This is a genomic window from Bradyrhizobium centrosematis (assembly GCF_045571495.1).
GTDB lineage: Bacteria > Pseudomonadota > Alphaproteobacteria > Rhizobiales > Xanthobacteraceae > Bradyrhizobium > Bradyrhizobium centrosematis.
On record NZ_CP120703.1, the window covers coordinates 706304 to 726496 of the forward strand.

General features: G+C 62.1%; 15 protein-coding genes. 11 read left to right on the plus strand and 4 right to left on the minus strand.

All coding sequences use genetic code 11. The annotated features are described in order from the left end of the window. Positions 1-108: 108 nt before the first annotated feature. From P6U31_RS03320 to P6U31_RS03335, 4 genes are all read left to right on the plus strand, one after another. The gene (locus tag P6U31_RS03320; protein ID WP_407186848.1) at positions 109-4440 is read left to right on the plus strand and encodes a strawberry notch-like NTP hydrolase domain-containing protein; all 4332 of its coding nucleotides are present in this window, start codon (positions 109-111) and stop codon (positions 4438-4440) included. Beyond that, a complete protein-coding gene (locus tag P6U31_RS03325) occupies positions 4440-5501 on the plus strand; it encodes a toprim domain-containing protein (protein ID WP_407186849.1) in 1062 nt (353 codons plus the stop codon). Before P6U31_RS03320 ends, P6U31_RS03325 begins: the two co-directional genes overlap by 1 nt. Positions 5502-5828: 327 nt before the next feature. Continuing rightward, complete coding sequence (locus P6U31_RS03330; RefSeq protein ID WP_407190076.1) at positions 5829-6773, plus strand: DUF2493 domain-containing protein; 945 nt, start codon at positions 5829-5831, stop codon at positions 6771-6773. A gap of 147 nt (positions 6774-6920) precedes the next feature. Then, positions 6921-7871 (plus strand): phosphotransferase, encoded by a 951-nt coding sequence (locus P6U31_RS03335; protein WP_407186850.1) that lies wholly within the window; start codon positions 6921-6923, stop codon positions 7869-7871. A gap of 138 nt (positions 7872-8009) precedes the next feature. Here the strand turns inward: P6U31_RS03335 and P6U31_RS03340 are convergent, their stop codons facing one another. Together P6U31_RS03340 and P6U31_RS03345 are read right to left on the minus strand one after the other, a co-directional pair. Beyond that, positions 8010-8300, minus strand: a complete 291-nt coding sequence (locus tag P6U31_RS03340) for a hypothetical protein (RefSeq protein WP_407186851.1) — start codon at positions 8298-8300, stop codon at positions 8010-8012. Positions 8301-8439: 139 nt separating this feature from the next. Further along, complete coding sequence (locus P6U31_RS03345; protein ID WP_407186852.1) at positions 8440-8928, minus strand: hypothetical protein; 489 nt, start codon at positions 8926-8928, stop codon at positions 8440-8442. 77 nt (positions 8929-9005) lie between these two features. Between P6U31_RS03345 and P6U31_RS03350 the strand changes: the two genes are divergently transcribed. From P6U31_RS03350 to P6U31_RS03360, 3 genes are all read left to right on the plus strand, one after another. Further along, positions 9006-9884: a protein-L-isoaspartate O-methyltransferase family protein gene (locus P6U31_RS03350; protein ID WP_407186853.1), complete on the plus strand. Its 879-nt coding sequence runs from the start codon at positions 9006-9008 to the stop codon at positions 9882-9884. 576 nt (positions 9885-10460) lie between these two features. Then, complete coding sequence (ihfB, locus tag P6U31_RS03355; RefSeq protein WP_407186854.1) at positions 10461-10814, plus strand: integration host factor subunit beta; 354 nt, start codon at positions 10461-10463, stop codon at positions 10812-10814. Positions 10815-11017: 203 nt separating this feature from the next. Next, complete coding sequence (locus P6U31_RS03360; RefSeq protein ID WP_407186855.1) at positions 11018-11209, plus strand: hypothetical protein; 192 nt, start codon at positions 11018-11020, stop codon at positions 11207-11209. A 158-nt stretch (positions 11210-11367) separates the two neighbouring features. Here P6U31_RS03360 and P6U31_RS03365 read toward each other — a convergent pair whose 3' ends face one another. Beyond that, positions 11368-11787: a hypothetical protein gene (locus P6U31_RS03365; RefSeq protein ID WP_407186856.1), complete on the minus strand. Its 420-nt coding sequence runs from the start codon at positions 11785-11787 to the stop codon at positions 11368-11370. 411 nt (positions 11788-12198) lie between these two features. Between P6U31_RS03365 and P6U31_RS03370 the strand changes: the two genes are divergently transcribed. From P6U31_RS03370 to P6U31_RS03380, 3 genes are all read left to right on the plus strand, one after another. Further along, complete coding sequence (locus P6U31_RS03370; RefSeq protein ID WP_407186857.1) at positions 12199-12621, plus strand: hypothetical protein; 423 nt, start codon at positions 12199-12201, stop codon at positions 12619-12621. A 603-nt stretch (positions 12622-13224) separates the two neighbouring features. Further along, positions 13225-13551: a DUF736 domain-containing protein gene (locus P6U31_RS03375; RefSeq protein WP_407186858.1), complete on the plus strand. Its 327-nt coding sequence runs from the start codon at positions 13225-13227 to the stop codon at positions 13549-13551. A gap of 797 nt (positions 13552-14348) precedes the next feature. Further along, positions 14349-16376: a TonB-dependent receptor gene (locus P6U31_RS03380; protein WP_407186859.1), complete on the plus strand. Its 2028-nt coding sequence runs from the start codon at positions 14349-14351 to the stop codon at positions 16374-16376. A 24-nt stretch (positions 16377-16400) separates the two neighbouring features. Here the strand turns inward: P6U31_RS03380 and P6U31_RS03385 are convergent, their stop codons facing one another. Then, a complete protein-coding gene (locus tag P6U31_RS03385) occupies positions 16401-18209 on the minus strand; it encodes a putative bifunctional diguanylate cyclase/phosphodiesterase (protein ID WP_407186860.1) in 1809 nt (602 codons plus the stop codon). 195 nt (positions 18210-18404) lie between these two features. Between P6U31_RS03385 and P6U31_RS03390 the strand changes: the two genes are divergently transcribed. Beyond that, positions 18405-19850, plus strand: a complete 1446-nt coding sequence (locus tag P6U31_RS03390) for a sigma-54 dependent transcriptional regulator (RefSeq protein WP_025038319.1) — start codon at positions 18405-18407, stop codon at positions 19848-19850. The last annotated feature ends 343 nt before the right edge of the window (positions 19851-20193 follow it).

Sequence of the window (20193 nt, forward strand, 5' to 3'; positions counted from 1 at the left end):
AAGGCTTCGGGCAGAGAGTGAGAGGTGGGCCGGGACGGGTTTGAGCCGAGCGGTCGAGAGAGAGCGCCGATCGGCTCGCCTCTTCCCGCTCTCCTTAAGGCTTCCCTCATGAACGACGTTTCCGCGATCGCGGCCGAGCAGGCCGCGCCGATTGCATCTGTCTGCGCTCCTGACGGCGCCAGCGTCATCATCGCTGCGGCCGAACAGCTCCTGCCACATCTCGAGCGCGGCCAACGCGTTGACGCCGCGATCCTGCGCAACGCCATGGAAACCGCCTTTGGCGCCTCAGATGCGTCCGGCGCTTGGGTCTGGAAGACGGCCTATGACGCTTGCGAAGTCGCCACCGTCCTGTTCCTGCGCAAATACGGAAAGGCGCTGTTCCGTAAAGCCGACTCTCCGGCTTCACGGCTTTCCGCGTTGACGAAAGTCGCCGGCCTTCTCCCAACCCACACGCGCCGCTCAGCTGAAAGCGAGACCTTTCAGCAATTCTCGACGCCGATCCCGCTCGGGCTGGCGGCGCTTACTGCTGCCGCCATTACGCCGGCGGACCGCGTGCTGGAGCCGTCCGCAGGCACCGGCCTGCTCGCCATTCTCACCGAGATCGCCGGCGGCACGCTCGTCGTGAACGAACTCGCCGAGACCCGCGCCGCGCTGCTCGCTTCCCTCTTTCCGGCCATCTCCGTCACGCGTTTCGACGCGGCCCAAATTGACGATCACCTCGATACCGCGATCGTTCCGAGTGTCGTGCTGATGAACCCGCCGTTCTCGGCGATGGCGAACGTTTCCGGCCGCATGGCCGACGCGGCGTACCGTCACATCGCCTCGGCCCTGGCGCGTCTCGGCGATGGCGGCCGGCTGGTCACGATCACCGGCGCAAACTTCTCGCCCGAAGTCTCGGCTTGGCGGGATGCCTTCGCCCGGTTGCAGGAACGCGGTCGCGTGGTGTTCACCGCCGCGATCGATGGCGCGGTCTATGCCAAGCACGGCACCAGGATCGAGACCCGCCTTACGATCATCGACAAGGCGCCGGCCGATGACCCACATGTGGTCCCGCAGTCGCCGGGAATGGCGCCCGATGTCGCGACTCTGCTTCGCTGGATCGGCAAGCGCGTTCCGGCCCGCCTGACCGTCGCATCGACCGGCGCGCTTCCCACGTCAGCCTCACCGGCGCCGCGCACCGTGCGCGGCTATCTCGCACGGGCTGCGATACAGCCCGCCAAGGCGTCGGTCAGCGATCCCGAAGCCGTCGACCTCACCTATGAGACAATCGACTGGGCGCCGCCCGAGGGCGCGCATCTCACTGAGGCCATCTACGAGGAATACCGGCTTCAGTCGATCCGGATTGCCGGTGCGCAGGCGCACCCGACCAAGCTGGTGCAGTCGGCCGCGATGGCCTCGGTCGCGCCACCGAAGCCGAGCTATCGGCCTCGGCTGCCGGCAAATCTCGTCAGTAACGGCATCTTATCCGACGCCCAGCTCGAGACGGTGATCTACGCCGGCGAGGCGCATGGCGACTATCTTGCGGGCGCCTGGACGGTTGACGAGACGTTCGACCTCGTCACCGCCGCTCGCGACGACGCAGCGAATGCGGTCCGTTTCCGTCGCGGCTTCATGCTCGGCGATGGCACCGGAGCCGGCAAAGGCCGCCAGTCGGCCGGCATCATCCTCGACAACTGGCTGAAGGGCCGGCGCAAGGCGGTCTGGATCTCCAAGTCCGACAAGCTGCTCGAGGACGCCCAACGCGACTGGTCGGCGCTCGGTATGGAGCGTTTGCTCGTCACACCGCTGTCGCGCTTCGCGCAAGGGCGGCCGATCCTCCTCACCGAAGGCATCCTATTTTTAACCTACGCTACGCTGCGGTCCGACGACCGTGGCGAGAAGCTTTCGCGCGTCCGGCAGATCGTTCAATGGTTGGGCTCCGACTTCGACGGCGTCATGATTTTCGACGAGAGCCATGCCATGCAGAACGCCGGTGGCGGTCAAGGCGAGCGGGGCGATGTCGCCCCCTCGCAGCAGGGCCGTGCTGGCTTGCGCCTGCAGTATGCGCTCCCCAACGCCCGAGTCGTCTATGTCTCGGCGGCCGGCGCGACCACCGTCCACAATCTCGCCTATGCCCAGCGGCTCGGCCTCTGGGGCGGGGAGGATTTTCCGTTCGCCACACGAGCGGAGTTCGTGGAGGCGATCGAGGATGGCGGCGTCGCGGCAATGGAGGTCCTGGCCCGCGATCTGCGTGCGCTCGGCCTCTACACCGCCCGCTCGCTCTCCTACGACGGTGTCGAATATGAACTGGTCGAGCACCAGCTCACCGACGAGCAGCGTCGTATCTATGACGCATATGCCGGTGCGTTCAGCGTCATCCATAATCACCTCGAGGCGGCGATGCAGGCCGCCAACATTACCGGCGAGACCGGCACGCTGAACCGCCAGGCCAAGTCGGCCGCGCGCTCGGCCTTCGAAAGCGCGAAACAGCGCTTCTTCGGCCATCTGCTCACGAGCATGAAGACGCCGACCCTGGTCCGCTCCATCGAGCGGGACCTGGCCGACGGCCACGCCGCCGTCATCCAGATCGTCTCGACCGGCGAGGCGCTGATGGAGCGCCGGCTCGCCGAGATTCCAACTGAGGAATGGAACGACGTGCGCGTGGACATCACGCCGCGCGAGTATGTGCTGGATTACCTCGCCAATTCCTTCCCGGTGCAGCTCTACGAGCCCTTCACCGACGGCGAGGGCAATCTCTCGTCTCGGCCCGTCTTCCACGACGGTCAACCGGTCGAGAGCCGGGAGGCCGTTTCCCGCCGCAACGAGCTGATCGAGCGGCTCGCTTCGCTTCCGCCGGTTCCCGGCGCGCTCGATCGGATCGTGCAGCGTTTCGGCACGGATCTCGTGGCGGAAGTAACCGGACGTTCGCGCCGCGTGGTGCGCAAGGGTGATTGTCTTGCCGTCGAGAACCGTGCCGCCTCCGCCAATCTCGCAGAGACCGCCGCCTTCATGGATGACCTGAAGCGTGTGCTTGTCTTCTCGGACGCCGGCGGCACCGGGCGCAGCTATCACGCCGAGCTGTCGGCGCGGAATCGCCGACTTCGCGTCCACTATTTGCTCGAACCCGGCTGGAAGGCCGACGCGGCGATCCAGGGACTCGGGCGGACCAACCGCACCAACCAGGCGCAGCCACCGCTCTTCCGCCCGATCGCGACCGACGTGAAGGCGGAGAAGCGCTTCCTCTCGACCATTGCCCGCCGCCTCGACACGCTCGGCGCCATCACGCGCGGCCAGCGCCAGACCGGCGGCCAGGGCCTGTTCCGGCCCGAGGACAATCTTGAGAGCCATTACGCCCGCGATGCGCTGCGCCAGCTCTATCTGCTGCTCGTGCGCGGCAAGGTCGAAGGCTGCTCGCTGCAGATGTTCGAGGACGCCACCGGCCTCAAGCTGATGGACGAGAGCGGCATCAAGGACGAATTGCCGCCGATCACGACGTTCTTGAACCGGCTGCTCGCGCTCACCATCAACCTGCAAGGTGTGCTGTTTACGGCGTTTGAGCAGTTGCTGAACGCCAAGGTCGAGGGCGCGATCGCCAGCGGGGTCTACGACGTCGGGCTGGAGACGCTCCAGGCCGAGAGTTTCGTCGTCACCGACCGGCGCACGATCTACACGCACCCTGCGACCGGCGCGGAAACCCGGCTGCTCACGATCACCGAACGCCGGCGCAATCGCCCCTCAACGCTGGAGCAAGCGTTCGATTATCTCGCCGGCGCTGGGGCTGTGCTACTCGTCAACGAGCGCTCCGGCCGCGCCGCGGTGCAGATTCCCGCGCCGAGCTTCATGCTCGATGACGGCGAGATCGAACGTCGTGTCCGGCTAATCCGGCCGATGGAGCGCCATCATGCTTCGCTGAAGATGATGGAGCAGAGCCACTGGCAGGCGGCCGAGCACGAGGCGTTCGCCGCAGCATGGACCGCCGAAGTCGCTGAGGTGCCGGAGTTCGCCGATAGCACGCTCCACATCGTCGCCGGCATATTGTTGCCGATCTGGAAGCGGCTGCCGACCGACTCCACGCGGGTCTATCGGCTTCAGACCGACGATGGCGAGCGCATCATCGGCCGCAGGGTGTCGCCAGCCTGGGCAGCAAACGCCTCGATGATCGGGACTACCGCCCTTTCACCTGAGGCGGCTTTCGCGGCGCTGATGGAGGGGAGGACGGTCCTCGACCTCGCCGAGGAGCTGCAGCTCCGCCGCGTTCGCGTGATGGGCACCCACCGCATCGAGCTTTCCGGCTTCGCCGACACGATGCGGGACCGACTACGCGCTTACGGCCTCTTCAGCGAGATCATCTCGTGGAAGCTGCGCATGTTCGTGCCATCAGATGCAACAGGTGTCGGCGTGTTGGCGAAGGTGCTGGGCCACTTTCCGGTCGAGCGCATCGGCGAGCGGGAGGCCGCCTGATGGCCCGCCACGACGCCTCTGACCTGGCCCGCCATCTCGCGCGTGACGCCGAGGCGGTCTGTCGACATTATCTCTCCGCAGGACGTCGACAAGGCGGCTATTGGCTTGTCGGCGATGTGCGCAATACCCCCGGCCGTTCGATGTTTGTGCGGCTCAAGGAATCCTCAAAGGGACCGGCAGGCAAATGGACTGACGCCGCCACCTCCGAGCATGGTGATTTGCTCGACGTGATCCGAGAAAGCTGCGGCTTCGTCGACTTCAAAGACGTCGTCAACGAAGCCCGCTCTTTCCTCAACATGCCGCGTCCCGAACCGGAGCCCAGGGTAAGGCGCGCGGGTTCGCGGAAATCGAGCGCGCCTGCCGGATCGCCGGAAGCGGCGCGAAGACTCTTCGCGATCTCGCAACACATCGAGGGTACGCTCGTAGAAGCGTATCTCCGTAGCCGCGGCATTACGGCTTTGCACGGAACCGGAAGTCTCCGCTTCCATCCCCGCTGCTATTATCGGCCGGACGAGCACTCTCCGACCGAGACTTGGCCGGCGATGATCGCTGCCGTCACAGATCTCTGCGGCCACCTGACCGGCGCGCATCGCACCTGGCTTGATCCGGGCGGCTTCAACGAAGCCAATCTCGGCAAGGCGCCCGTCGACACGCCGCGACGGGCCATGGGCGACCTGCTCGGACATGCGGTTCGCTTCGGTGTGGCGGGCGAGGTGATGGCGGCCGGCGAAGGCATCGAAACGATGTTGTCGCTTCGGTGCGTTCTGCCCAGCATGCCAATGGCGGCGGCGCTTTCGGCAGCGCATCTCTCCTCCATCCTGTTCCCGGACACGCTTCGCCGGCTCTACATCGCACGCGACGATGATCCTGCCGGCGATGGCGCCATGGCGACGTTGATCGATCGGGCGCAGGCGGCCGGGATCGAGGCGATCGTGATCTCGCCACGGCTTGGCGACTTCGACGAAGATCTCCGCCTGCTCGGGATTGACGCGCTTCGCGCCACCAGCCGGGTGCAGATCGCGGCGCAGGATGCCGCCCGGTTCATGGAGCTTGCGGCCTAGCCGGAACGGGGAAGGGCCGCGCTGATGCTTCATTATCCCCAGGCGGGCGGTCCTGCTTCCCTCGGCGGCGGAGAGGACCGCTCCCACGGCCTTCTTAAGAGGGCGATCGGGCGGCAAGCGGCCCGGACCGGCAACCTCGTGGGCCGACTATTTTCCGTCGGCGGCAGAGCCGCCTTTACATCGCGAGGCAAAATAGTCGGCCCCCTTCGGTCCTCCGCTCCGCTTCGGCCCTTCGCTGCGCTGCGGGTGCAAGTCCGTTCCGCCCGCCGCTTTCGTCGCCATGAAGGCCGCGATGGGCGCGGTCGATCCGACGAGGGAAAACCCGCAATGACCACCGACCATGACCACGATTTCGAGCCGCACCACAGCTCATCCCCGACCGACCACGTCCTCCAGGAGCTCCAACTTCATGGCTACAGGCCTTTCCTCGACGAGCCCGATCCCCGGCCGCTCCCGGAAGCGCGAGTCCTTGCCGGCAGCATCTCCGATGTCTTCGATGCTCTAGTGGTGGCGCTGTCCGACACCCGTCTCGAACCTGACCTCGAAGACCTGCTCTGGTCGACGGTGAACGTCTTCCACCGCGCCATCGACCGGATCGAGCGTGAGCTCGACGACAACGAGCTGGCGCAGCAGCGGTCGCAGCGGGAGCAGGACGGCAGCGAGGTCAAATCCGTCGAGCTGGAGCGCCTGACAGCAGAGGGCCAAACGCTGATCGAGCGACGCAACGCCTTCGAGCTGATGCGCGACCAGGCCGCCGAACACTTCGAGCGCCATACCCATTCAGCTTGGCGTCCGCGGAACGGATCGAAGGTCAATCACCGTCATCTCACAGCAGCCATGATCGACAGCCGTGATTTTCTCGCAGCGAAGAAGCGCGCCGACAACCAGGTGCTTCTGCCCACAGGGCCGAAGGTGGCACTCACCGGTGGGCTCGACTTCAACGACCACCGGCTGATCTGGGCCAAGCTCGACCAGGTCCACGCGAAGCATCCGGACATGGTGCTGCTCCACGGCGGATCGCCCAAGGGCGCCGAATTGATCGCCGCCAAATGGGCCGATAATCGCAAGGTGCCGCAGATCGCCTTCAAACCCGACTGGACGAAGCACGCCAAGGCCGCGCCGTTCAAGCGTAACGATGCGATGCTCGACGTGCTGCCGATTGGCGTGATGCATTTCCCAGGCACCGGCATTCAGGACAATCTCGCCGACAAGGCGAAGAAACTTGGCATCCCGGTCTGGAACTTCGGGCGAGCGGTGTCAGGTCCAAGTTGACCGCGCCAAACGAGCGCTGCGATGTTGCCCTTTCCGATCACGTTTCCATGGCGGTGCATGGCTGCTTTGTCGCGGCATGCCGGCCGTCGCGAGACGAGGCGCTGTGTTTGTGATATCCGAGCGCGCCTCAGCAGCAGGCAAGGGGACATGGAACAGGAATTTAGAGCGACGGTCGAGCGGGCGATTTCCGCGTACGTTGCAGATACCTACGGCCTCGCCGGCAGCGTCTCTACCGTCATAAAGGGGGCAAACTGGACCTTTGTTGCTCGTGACGGGGTGCAAGACCGTGCCTTCATTCGCGTGTATCGAACCTGTGGCCGTTCAGCCGCCGACGTGGCGAGCGAAATGGCTGTGCTCCTAGCCGTTGAAGATACCCCCGCGCTTGACGTATCTCGCCCTCTCATCGATCGTGAGGGGCGATCCTTCTCCACATTTGAATTGCCTGACGGCACCAAGCGCCTTCTTGGCGTGTTCGCTCCGGCGGTCGGACGTGAGCTGGCCGCAATCACGGCCGATTGGTATCGCGCCGGTGTTGCACTGTCCCATCTGCATCGACAGACTGGGCTCACGCCCCTCGCGCCGAACAGGGAGCTTTTGAGCGATACTAGGGACAATGAGACGCTCGCGATGATCGCCGAGAAATCTCCGCGGGTCGCCGCCGAAATCGGCAGATCAATGGATCTGCTAGTGGACCTGGGGGCAAACAAGCCAATCGGCCCGACAGGTCTTTGTCATGGCGATGTCAGGCCGATGAACATGCGGATTCAGGACGAGCGCGTCGCGTTTTTCGATTTCGACGATTGTGGCCGCGGCCCTCAATGGCTCGACGTAGCGGCCATGGCCCTCTGGTTGGAAAACATGAACGACGGCGATGCTGGCGCTCTGTGGAGGGCTTTCCTGGGTGGATACGGCTTGATTGAAAGTGAGCCCTTCGTCCTGTTTGCGCGTTGGCTGGTTGCCGAGCACCAGCTGCGCATTTTGCGATTCTTGTTCGACTATTGCGAACTCGACGCTGCGCTATGGGATGTCGTTCTGAACCGGGCGGAGACAACGATTGGCAGGGCTGCCCGGAGCGAACTTCGCGCATTCGTCTCCTGATGTGGACTGCGTTGAGACGGAACTCGATGATCGTTTAACTCTTTGCAATGTCGCCGCGGATTCCGGCGGCGAAGCGGGAGTCATCTCTGGACGATATCGCCGGCCTATCATCCTCCTTGCTGTGTCCTCTGCGCTCGCTTAATGCCGGTGATGATGTGCCGACGATCGCCGCCGGCGCGCCAACCGCAGCCCAGCTGCGGATTCGCCGGAGACTTCGTTCCGGTCCTGATCAAAGTTCCGATGAGGATTTTCATCCGCGTCCGCACGCGCAGCGCTGATCAGATCTCTGACCTCGAGCGCGGCGCCTGCAACGTTCCATCCTTGAAGGCTGGACGTCTGCCGCACCTCTTCATCGGTCGTGGCAAGGATTTCGCCGCTCAGTGCCTCGAGCAGGCGGGCCAAATCTAGACTTGGGTGCCAGCGGGTCATCACTTGCTCCAGTTCCGTGGGTCGCGCAGCAAGGCACGTCGCATCCGCCGTCGTGTCGTGTCGTAGTCGAGCTCTGACATATCGTGGACCTTGCAGATCTCTCTAGCCGCCAGGCCGTCGGCCATGCCCGCGATGATCTTTAGCGCCAGTGATCGGCTTCGAACAGCCGATAGATGTTGGCCAGCGTCTGTGCGGCGGCCAGGACCCGCTCAGGATCGGGCACCTCATCGGCTTCCTCACAGGGTGGCCAACTTCGCTGGTCCGGATCATCGCGGCTCACAAGCAGCCTTCGCTCGAGCCGCGCTCGCCGCCAATGGTCGTTGCAGATGCTACGCATGACACCCGACAGGAATGCCAGGATGGAGACGTCGGGCGGCCAGGGGCGCGAGCCGTCGAGGACGCGTGCAATCGCTTCGTGGAGGATGTCGCTCCAGCCCAGTCCTCCCGGCAAGTCGCGGCTCCACAGCCGCGCCAGAGCTTTTAGTCGCACGAGCTCGATATCGGAGAGGGCATCGATGGCGGACGCGACATCAGCCGCGTGAGTAACCCGCTCATCAGCCTTGGGAGCTATCGTCAATCGTTCCATGGTCACACGATATATGCGCTTCACCGAGCCCAGTGCGGACATCAGATGAGAATAATTTTCGACGTGTCCGCGCTCGCGGACCTCAGGCGCACCGATTGTATCGTATTGGGAGAGCCCTCATGGACGACACGTTGGCAGCGGCGCGCCGCTGGTATGCAGAGGACCTGCGATACAAAGTCCCGGTCCTGCGTAACCCGCAGTTGATCGAGGCATTTGCGTCTGTTCCGCGCGAGCAATTCGTCGGCCCCGGACCCTGGCGCATCATCTCGGATCCGTACAGCGACGCATTCCTGACCTCCGATACCGACCCACGCTGGCTATATCATGACGTTCTCGTGACGATCGATGCGAACCGCAACCTCAACAATGGAATGCCCAGCTTCTGGGCGCGCAACTTAGAGCATCTCGACGTCGCGCGCGGAGAACGTGTGCTCCAGGTCGGTGCCGGGACCGGGTACTATTCCGCGGTGCTGGCGGAGATGGTCGGATCTGCTGGTCGCGTGACGGCGGTCGAAACCGATCAAACGCTAGCCCCGCAGGCCAAGGCGAATCTCGCGAACTGGCCGCAGGTCGATGTCGTCTCAGGCGACGGCCGGACCGTGGACGTTGGTGAACTTGACGTCGTCATCGTATTCGCCGGATCCACCCACCCATCCCGCCTCTGGCTCGATCGCCTGGTCGAAGGCGGCCGGCTTCTGATGCCGCTGACCGATGACTCCTGGAGAGGCTTTCTTCTCCGCGTCATCCGACGTCGAAACCGGTTCGAGGCCTCTTCGATTGGCGCCGTCTCTGTCTATCCTTGCACCGGGGGGCGCGACGAGGAGGCAGGAAAGCGCCTGCATGCCGCGCTCGAAGGCCTGCCGACCGGCAAAGTTCCGATTCGCGCGCTCCACGTCGGTGATCCGAAATCCGATGATGCAGAAAAGGTCTGGTTTCAAGGAGCCGGATTTTGGCTGGAACGCAAGCCCGTCGAGGCGAATGCCGTCGCTCCGAAATGATCGGAAGGTTTTGATCCTGTGAGATCCTCTCAAGCCGGACACTCGTAAGAACGTGAGTGCAGACGCTGACCTCGGCGCCACGGATGTGGGTCGGAAGTCAGCTCTGCAAGATTCGCAATTCCTCAAGAGAACATATCAGGACAGGCCACATAAGTCGCAGGGGCTCACGTCTACGGCCGTCGAGCGTCAATAGCCGTGCGTTTCCCTGCGGGCCGCGCTTTCGGCTGCGCCGGAACCACGACGCCGTCGTGTTTCCGCCCTTCGCCTTCAATCGCTAACGCGGCGAGGTGGATTGCCCAAATCGGCAATTGGCCCCCATCCAATCCGGCACGCCGGTAACGGCGATGCGTGCAGGACGTGCATGAAGGCCAGGTCGATGTCTCTCTCGATCACCTCTTCGAGTTGAAGCGATTGGCACGAATGCTAGCGCTACCGGACGATGACAAACCTCAAATGCTCGGCATCCTAGCCGGCTGCGTTCGGCGGGCTCTGGTTATCGTGACGCCTGCTGCGGCTTGACAGGCGCTAGCGCTTTCGAGAAATGATCACCCACAAATTCTGTGGACGCCAGTGCCAATGATCAGGTCCGAACTCGTCGAGCGTATCTCCGGCCGAAATCCGCGCCTTTATCAGCGTGACGTCGAGAACATTGTCAATGCAATCCTGGGCGAGATCGTCGCCGCGCTCGCGCGCGGTGATCGAGTGGAGCTTCGTGGATTCGGAGTGTTCTCTGCCAAACAACGGCAGGCTCGCATCAGCAGGAATCCGCGCACAGGCGCGCTCGTGCGGGTCGACGAGAAGCGCCTTCCGCACTTCAAGGCCAGCAAGGAAATGCACGAACGACTAAACAGTGACGCGGGACTGAAAGCCGGCAACTTTGTCGTCCGAGACAGTCTAAGGACGTCAGGGCAGCCCAAGTGGTCGGGTTGAGCCCGGTGTGGTGAAGAAACAACCTTAATATTGTTCTCGCAAACGCAAGCGCCATTGACGCTCCACAAATCTCAATGAACGAGGCACTCTGAGGTCGGCACCGGGGCTGGACTACATTGCTTCTTATTGAGCTATTTCCCGGGGAGCCGCGGATTTCATCTGCGGCTCCATTTCATTTCGTGAATGTCTTTGAGAAGATGTCGATGGCCATCCAGGATCTAAGTGACGCGAGCGTCCTTAAACTCTACGAAAATATTCGGCAGCAAGTTGCGGCCGATCTGCGCCTAGGCAGCAAACATCGTCTGTTGGGCGAAACTGCGAAACGAGAAGCGCTGCGCCTTGAGGAAGAACTGAAGCGCCGTCGACTTCCGTATACCCCCATCAGTTGGGGCTGACGCTCGATCCAAATGAGGCCGGCGCGAGCCGCCACGACGCGTGATTAATCTGATGAGGAAGCCGTCCTGCCTGGTCCTCGATGGTGGGAATACCCTCGCTCGGGCAGGTATCAAACGCGGCTCAGATTCTCTTTCACTTAGCGCCCACGGGCCTGGATTCATCGCCTGCGCCGCGCAATCTCGTCAGCGACTGCGCTCGTGGCGCGCGCCAGCCGTTCATGCAGAGTCTCGAACATGTCGAGAATCTCATCATTGGGTTCATTCCTGCCTTCTTCGATAGCCTCGGCAACCAGTTCGTCGAGCGGCGTCTCCTTCAATTGACCTTTATCGAGGAGGTGTTCAAACAGCCCGTCGCTATCGGGCTGCGGCTGGATGCGGCCGTCGGAGTTGCACCAAACGCCGAATGTCTGGTGCCTCATAACGACTTGCTCAACCATCTCCGCCTCCAGTGGGATCAGCGTACCCCATGCCTCGTCCTCCTCATCGACGAATCCCGCCACATACATCTGTTGCTCATCAGCATCCTCATCGCGAGGACGGAAGAACGGCGTGAGGACGATGTGAGGGGATTCTGCCATAACAATCTCTCCAGGGGGCAAGCACCAGTTGCATTGGTACATGGCAGCATCAGGGCCTGCGCCGACACATCGGATCATCCAAAAGCTGCAAACGTGGGAGCGGCTGTCGGCGACCCAATAACAATTTGTTCTCTCAACCATCGCTCTTGCAGATAAATTATTCTGGCGTGCGACCTGATCGAATTGGCCAATTTCTGCCGTCTCCTGTGGTCGTGGTTATCCCCACCTGCGCATAAGCGCGAATTCGACCCGTTCCAACGATGAAGCAACCGAGCATCGCTGAGGCCGAGTGGCGAAAGTCCCGCGGGATTTCCGCTCGCGCTCACAGTCGTCTCCGCTATACTCGTGCGTGCGCCGTGGTGGTGGTGGAAGGCGCGACCGTCAGACCTCTATCTCACGGAGCCCACCGCCATGATCATCTTCGGACCACTGCTCGTCATCACCGGCATTGGCTTCTTTTGCTGGCTGCTGTTCACCCTAGCTGTCTTTGCGCTCCCGTTTTTTGTCGGCCTCACGACCGGCGTCTGGGCCTTTCATACCGGTGCCGGTGCGCTCGGCTGCATTGCCGTGGGTCTCGTCGCAGGCGGAGCGACCTTCGGCATCGGCCAGCTTGCGCTCACCTATGTGCCGTGGACCTGGCTTCGAATGCTGATCGTCGTTCTCTACGTCGCGCCCGCCACTGTCGCCGGTTACAACGCCACGCATGGAATCGCGCTAATCGCGATGCCTGCACCGATCTGGCAGACGATATTTGCTGTCGTGGGTGCCATCGCTGTCAGCATCACGGCGTTTATCCGCATCACTGGAATGACCGCGCTCGGACCTGCCGGGTAACGCTAGCGGTCACTGTAGCTTCACATTGAGGGCGGACTGGATCAAATATCCGGAATGCACGCGGTCCTCATCGCCGAGTCGAATGAGGCCGATCTGGCTGACGAAGCTCGAGCGATCGTCGCAAGGGCCTGGTTCGATTACATCATCATGGAGGTATGGACCAAGCAGTCAGGTCTCAAGGATCGGCCGACAACAAACGTGAACGGGCCGTCCCGCCGAGGCGCGATCACGAACGCCAAATCCGTCCGTTGCTGACAGGAGAGGGCGACTGCCACCATCGAACTCACTCGCCGGACTCTCGGTGCTGTCGAAGTCGCCAGGTTCTCCTGATGCCGGCTCTGTCCGGCCGAGGCGCACCGAACGGCCTCTTTGTTGGATTGATCTGGCCGAAGGCCGGCTGAAGCCTCGATCGCCTAAGGCGCAACAGCGGCGTCACAACTTTCTTCCCCTGCCGGCTGCGCCGTCATTCCTCGCGCGAGACAAGAAAGTTCCTCCTTTGCTGTCGAGCCCCTTTGGGGTGCGCCGTCGATCGCCTCCGGCCCTTCGATCACCATCGAGGCCGCAAGGTGCGGGCTCGGAAAACAGAGATCAAGGAGAACGACAATGGCGACGATCGGCACCTTCAAGAAGACCGGCAACAACGAATTCAATGGCGAGATCGTGACCCTCTCGCTCCAGGCCAGGAACGTGCGGATCGTCCCCGAAAGCAGTCGCTCCGGCGACAACGCTCCGAGTCACAAGGTTTTTGTCGGCCGAGTTGAGATTGGGGCCGGGTGGTCCAAGCGCTCCAACGAGGGCCGCGATTACCTCGGTCTTAAGCTCGACGATCCGAGCTTCACTGCTCCGATCTTCGCCAACCTCTTCGACGACGAGGAGGGCGATGGCCACAGCCTGATCTGGTCTCGCCCCAACGGTCGGCGCAGCGACTGACACGCCTACAATGCCCCGCCCGGTTGGTCCGGGCGGGGCATCACCATCCGCGAGGAGTGCCGCGCGGGCTTTCAATCAATGGAAGGCCAGTATGAAAACCGGGATTTTCCATTTGGTGCCCCACAGCACACCGCAAGACTTTTCCGTTGCAGTCGCTTGATGCTCATTGAGAGCAGGCGACTTCGATCCTGTGCGAGCAAGCTTTCTTGGAAAGTCAGAGATCAGCAAAGCAAGTTTGCACAGTCCGCGAGCCCGAGGTTGCAAACTGAGTTTGCATCTTTGCTAGATGAGTACACGGAGTATGAGAAATCATTGACATCCTCTTATCGCTTCGTTCAGCCTGCGAGATATGTGTGTGGGTTTGGGCGGGCGAGTAGCTTCTGCACGCCATGTTGCGCTGCTTATCGGCCCGACTTCTCTATCCAAGTGTGCTGAGTAAATTCATGTATCAGAGTCCAGATTTCTCTCATCGAGAGATGACGCGGCGTGTGGTGCAGCCGCGCTTTCGATTCCGTCGGATCGCCTGTGCATGTGGGTACTGTACTCCGATGTTTTTGGGTACGTTCATCACGCTAGCAAATGTGGATAGAGCGGCGGTCGCCGAGCGGGATCAGGCTGTCCACGAATTGCCACCCATCGAGGTGACGCGCGACGAGGCAGTTCGGCAGCGGAAGTATCCATTGTCTCATCGCGCAAGGAAGCGACCTATTGGCAACACCCGCGTAGCCGCGCATCCCGCGCCTGCTTCCGAGCCGGCTGCCCATGGAGCTGCCTCCGGACCTGCATCGCCACCGAGCATGGCGAGCGAGATGACCTTCTCGGGCGAGGCGCTCAACGCGCGCACCTTCACGCGGCCGGGAGAGGCGCTCGAGGCCGTGCCAGGGCTGATCGTCACCCAGCATTCCGGTGAGGGCAAAGCCAACCAGTATTTCCTGCGCGGCTACAATCTCGATCACGGCACCGATCTCGCCATTTACGTCGACGATGTCCCCGTCAACATGCGGACCCACGCGCACGGCCAGGGCTATGCCGACCTGAATTGGCTGATCCCCGAGACCATCGGCGCGATGGATGTGCGCAAGGGGCCGTATTTCGCCGACGAGGGCGATTTCGCCTCCGTCGGCAGCATCCATATCGGCCTGATCGACAGCACCGCCAAGGGGTTGGCGCAAGTCACCGTCGGCAGCTTCGGCTATCGCCGCCTGCTCGGCAAGGATTCCGCGAAAGTCGGTGACGGCTCGCTGCTCGTCGCCGGCGAACTCGGCACCTATAACGGCCCCTGGGTCAATCCGGACGAGGTGAAGAAGCTCAACGGCCTCGTCCGCTACAGCCAGGGCACCGCGACCGATGGTGTCTCCGTCACCGGCATGGCCTATGCGAACAGATGGAATTCGACCGACCAGGTGCCGCAGCGCGCGATCACGTCGGGCTTCCTCAATCGCCTCGGCTCGGAGGACCCAAGCGACGGCGGCAACACCAATCGCTTCGCGCTGTCGGGCCGCGTCGCGCAGAGCGACTACGCGGGCTCCTGGAAAGCCAACGCCTATGTCGTGAAAAGCCAGCTCGATCTTTTCAACAACTTCACCTACTACCTCAGCGATCCCGTACTCGGTGGCCAGTTTCACCAGCACGATGACCGCCTGATGGCCGGCGCCAACATCTCGCGCACGCTGGATGGCTCGTTCGCAGGCCTGCCGATGCAGACGACCTTCGGCCTGCAATCGCGCTATGACGCGATCGATCTGGCGCTGAGCAACACGTTCCAGCGCAGCTTCCTGTCCAATATCCGCAGCGACAAGGTCGGCGAGGGCAGCGTCGGCCTCTATGCCGAGAACACCGTCCGCTGGACCGACCGGCTGCGGACCACGGTCGGCTGGCGCGGCGATTACTACAACGCCGGCGTCACCTCGCTGTTCAATTCCAACAATTCAGGCTATGTCGATGCGTCGCTCGGCAGTCCGAAGTTCAGGATGGTGCTGGGCCCGTTCAACCAGACCGAATTCTTTCTCGGCGCCGGCTACGGCATGCATTCGAACGATGCGCGCGGAGCGACCACGACGGAAGATACGAGCGATCCCACGACAAAACTCTCGCCGTCGCCGCTCTTGGTGCGTACGCGCGGCGGGGATGTTGGTGTTCGCAGCAGGATCATTCCCGGCCTCGACTCGTCGGTCTCCGTCTTCATCCTCGACCAGGATTCCGAGATCCTGTTCTCGGGCGATGCTGGCGATACCGAGGCGACGCGCGCCAGCCGCCGTTACGGCTTTGAGTGGACCAACCATTACCGGCCGCGCTCCTGGATTGACATCGATGCGGATCTCGCCATGACGCATGCGCGCTTCCGCGGCTATGATTTCGAGCAGGCGGACGTCTACGCCTCGCTTGCCGGTTACCCCCAGGCGCAGATCGGCAACGCGCCCGGCAATTACATTCCCAACGCGCCGCCGATGGTGGCGTCTGCCGGCATCACGCTCGGCGAGAAGACTGGCTGGTTCGGCGGCTTGCGCTGGCGTTATCTGGCGTCGAGCCCCCTGACCGAGGACAATGCGTTCCGTTCGTTGGCGACCAGCATCTTCAGTGGCCGGGTCGGCTATCGCGCTGACAACGGCTGGCGTATCCAGCTTGACGTGCTCAATCTCTTCAATACGCGGGCAAACCAGATCACTTACACTTATGGCTCGCTGGTCAAGACCGACACGCTCTACAATCTCTGTTATCCCGTGCAGGTCGCTCCAAGCGCCGTCTGCAGGAACGGGGTGATGGACTACGTTCTGCACCCGGTCGAACCGCTGGCCTTTCGGGTGACGATCGCGGGCCAGTTCTGACGACCAGGACGGGATACGCGTCGGTCACGCGGCCACGGTGGTGGCCTCGAGCAGGCGCGTCAACCCTGCTGCCGGCTGAGGCCGGGCAATGAAATAGCCTTGCGCCTCGGTGCACTGCTGGTCGCCCAGTATCCTGAGCTGCTCGGACGTTTCGACCCCTTCCGCGACCACCGTCATGTCCAAAGCGTGACCGAGTTCCGAGATCGCCCTGACGATGGCAGCGGCATTTTTCTTGTCGCTGAGGTCGCGAACGAATGATTGATCGATCTTGATCTTGTCCAGCGGGAAGGTCCGCAAATAGTTCAGCGCGGAAAAGCCGGTTCCGAAGTCGTCGATGGCAATCTGAACTCCCAATACACGCAATCTGTTGAGGATGTCGCGCGTCATCTCCTCGTCCTGCAACAGGATGCTTTCGGTAATTTCCAGCTCCAGGCGGGATCCGTGCAAGCTGGCCGCAGCAAGAGCGCGCGTGACCGACAATTCCAAGGAGCCTCGCCTGAACTGGACCGGCGAGAGGTTTACCGCGACCCGCACATCGTTCGACCAGGAGGATGCATCGGAGCAGGCTTGCCGCAAGACCCAGTCGCCAATGGGCACGATGAGCCCGGTCTCTTCGGCGAGCGGAATGAATGTCGCGGGCGATATCATACCCTTCAGGGGATGATGCCAACGGAGCAGAGCCTCAAAGGCCACGACACGCTTCGACGCGATATTCACGATGGGCTGGTAATAGAGTTCGAATTGGCCGAGTGCGAGGGCCGATCGCAGGTCCCCTTCGAGGGCCTGGCGCTCCTGCAGGCGCGCGTTCATCTGGCTGTGGAAGACACGATAGGTGCCGCGCCCATCAGCTTTTGACTGATAGAGGGCGACGTCGGCATTCTTGATCACCTCGTGCGTTTTTGCATCCGAAGGGGATGCGATGGTGATGCCTATGCTGGTGCCGATGATCACGCGGTGGTCGTCTAAAAGGTAGGGCTCGCCGATCGAGGCGAGGATGCTTTCGGCCAATCGGCGCGCGTCGTCAGAATCTGCCGGGTCGACGCGCAACACTGCAAACTCATCGCCGCCAAGGCGAGCAACGAGATCTGTTTCGTTCGCACAGGCTCTCAACCGATCGGCGACCGCGAGCAGCAGCGCGTCTCCGACGCCGTGACCGAGGGTATCGTTGACGTTCTTGAAGCCGTCGAGGTCGAGGCACAGGACGGCGATACGCCCGTGGCGGCCAAGCGTTGCGATTGCGCGTTCGGTCAGTTCGTGAAAGCGGCGCCGATTGGCGAGTTTCGTCAGCGGATCATGGCTGGCCAGGAAAGCGATTTGGGCCTCATGACGTTTGCGCTGGGTCACGTTACGGCACGTCCCGCGATAGCCCGTAAATAGTCCTCTCGCAAATGTCGGATTGCCGTTGATTTCGAGCCAAATCTCACCTTCATCGGGTTTTCGTACACAAATCTCGAAACCTCGGAACGGACGCCGGCTTGCAAGGTTCTGCAGATATTCGAGCCAGGATTCGCTCGCGAGTGGATTAACGCGTAGCGCTTCGGCGAGCTTGATACCGATGTGGTCAGCCGGCAGAGCGAGCTCCGACTTGCCGCTCGTGATCATCAGTTGCTCGTCCGTTTCCCAGACGATTTCAGAAGAGGTGTCGAGAAAATCGCTCAAGCGCTTGAGTTCGCGCCGCAGCCGATCGTTATCATGTTGGAGTCGTTCGAGATGGGTCGGATCATTCGGGCAAACATTCGCGCCGGGACCATTTCGAGGTCCGGCCCACCACGTCTGCGCGCTGTCGAGGCGGCGGGCGATGGCCGTTGCGATGAGATTGAGCCGAGAACCCATAAGCACTGCCCCCAACAGTGAGGATGCAAGGCTAAGGTCGCAAACCTTTAAACAGGTTGCGGGTCTAGCCCGAATTGTTGCCGAGGTTAATCAGCGGTTGATCCGTCGGATTTCGTCGGATGCGGGAGCAGGAAACCGCGTTGATTTATTTTGCAGTCATAGCTAACCTACTTTTCAATTTGAAAAGTATGTTGCATGGGCGAACTGGGAACCGTATTGATCGTCGTGCGAAGCGGCTCCGAGTGGGCCGCCATCGCAGAAACGTTGTCTGACGAATACGACTACCGGGTCCTGACAGCCGACTCAGTCGAGAGCGCCTCGGCCGCTCTTGCCGACGCTCACGTGGATATTGCTCTCGTCGAGTATGGTGCCGAGGGGAAGGGCCTCAAATTCCTCGTAGATCTACGGATTTCGCATCCCGACGTCATTCGGATTCTCGCGCTTGAGGCGAGAACGGATGTCGGTCACCGCGAGATGGCGCCAGCCGGCATCTACCAGCTCATCCGAAAGCCGCTCGATGCCAAGCAGATCGGTCTCATGGTCGAGCGCGGTCTGGAAGCGCGCGAACTCGCTCGGCGACACCGCCTGTTGACGCGCGAGTTCAAGTTTCCAGCCGACGCTGCCGGTGTCCAACCGCGCCAGACCTTGCCACTGCATCCTGAGAGCCGTCGGTTCGAGAAGCTGGTTTATGTCAGCGAGAAGCTGCACGATCTATGCGAGGTCGCGCGAAAAGCGGCAAAGACGGAGCTGCCGATCCTGATCCAGGGGACGACGGGCACAGGCAAGGAACTGCTCGCACGCGCCATTCATTACAACTCGATGCGCCGCGACAGTCCCTTGTTGGTTCAAAACTGCGGCGGCATGTCCGATGAGCTCTTGCAGTCCGAACTGTTTGGCCACAAGCGCGGCGCCTTTACAGGAGCGGTCTCTGATCGGCTCGGCCTGTTCCGCGCCGCCGACAGAGGGACCGTCTTTCTTGACGAAATATCCGAAGTCTCGCCGTCCTTCCAGGTGAGTCTGCTTCGCTTCCTGCAGGAAGGAGAAGTGAAGCCGCTTGGTTCGGACAAGGTCGTGACCAGCAACGTTCGCGTCATCGCCGCCTCCAACCGCCCGCTCCGGGCACTCGTCGCCTCTGGCGAGTTTCGGCAAGATCTCTATTTCCGCCTGCGCGGATTTGAACTGGAGGTACCGTCCCTCTGCGATCGACCTGACGATATTCCAGTGCTCGCCGAGTTTTTTGCTGCCAAACACAGCGACGCGATGGGACGAAAGATCCTCGGCATTTCCGCTGCCGTGCTGGAGAAACTGGTCGCCTACGAGTTTCCAGGGAATGTCCGGGAGCTAGAGAACGAGATCCGCCGTATGGTCTCGCTCACGGATGAGGGCGAGTACCTGACGACCAAGCATATGTCGCCTGCGATCCTGGCTGCCTCGCCACGCGTTCGCTTCAATTCTGCGGGTGGTTACGTCTTGCAGGGAAGCACCCTGAAGGACAAGGTTGAATGCTTGGAAAAGCAAGTCGTTGGTGAGGTCCTTTCGCGGCATCGCTGGAACCAAAGCAAAGCTGCGAACGAACTGGGCCTGTCGCGCGTTGGACTTGCGAACAAGATCAAGAGATACAGTCTCGATGAGGCGGATTGAGAGGCGATGATGGCCGATAGCCGGGATTCGACAGATTTGGGCTCCTCGGTGAACCTCGTGCGATTCCCCCAATCGCGGGTTTCACCGCCCGGCAGCAGGACGCCCTTTAGGGATCTCGGAGCGAGTCAGTTATCGACCAGTCTCGGCTTGCCGGAGCGCCAGATGACCGGACATTGGTGCAGCCGTTGCGAGGGCATCTGGTACGGCTATCTCTTGGAGGTCGACTGTCCTGTCTGCGGAAATCGCCACGGCTGATCGCCGTTCGATTTCTCGCGCATGTTGCGATGCGAGAGTCTGCCGGTTGCATTTGTCGTGCCCCAGTATCGGCGCGACTTGATCGAGG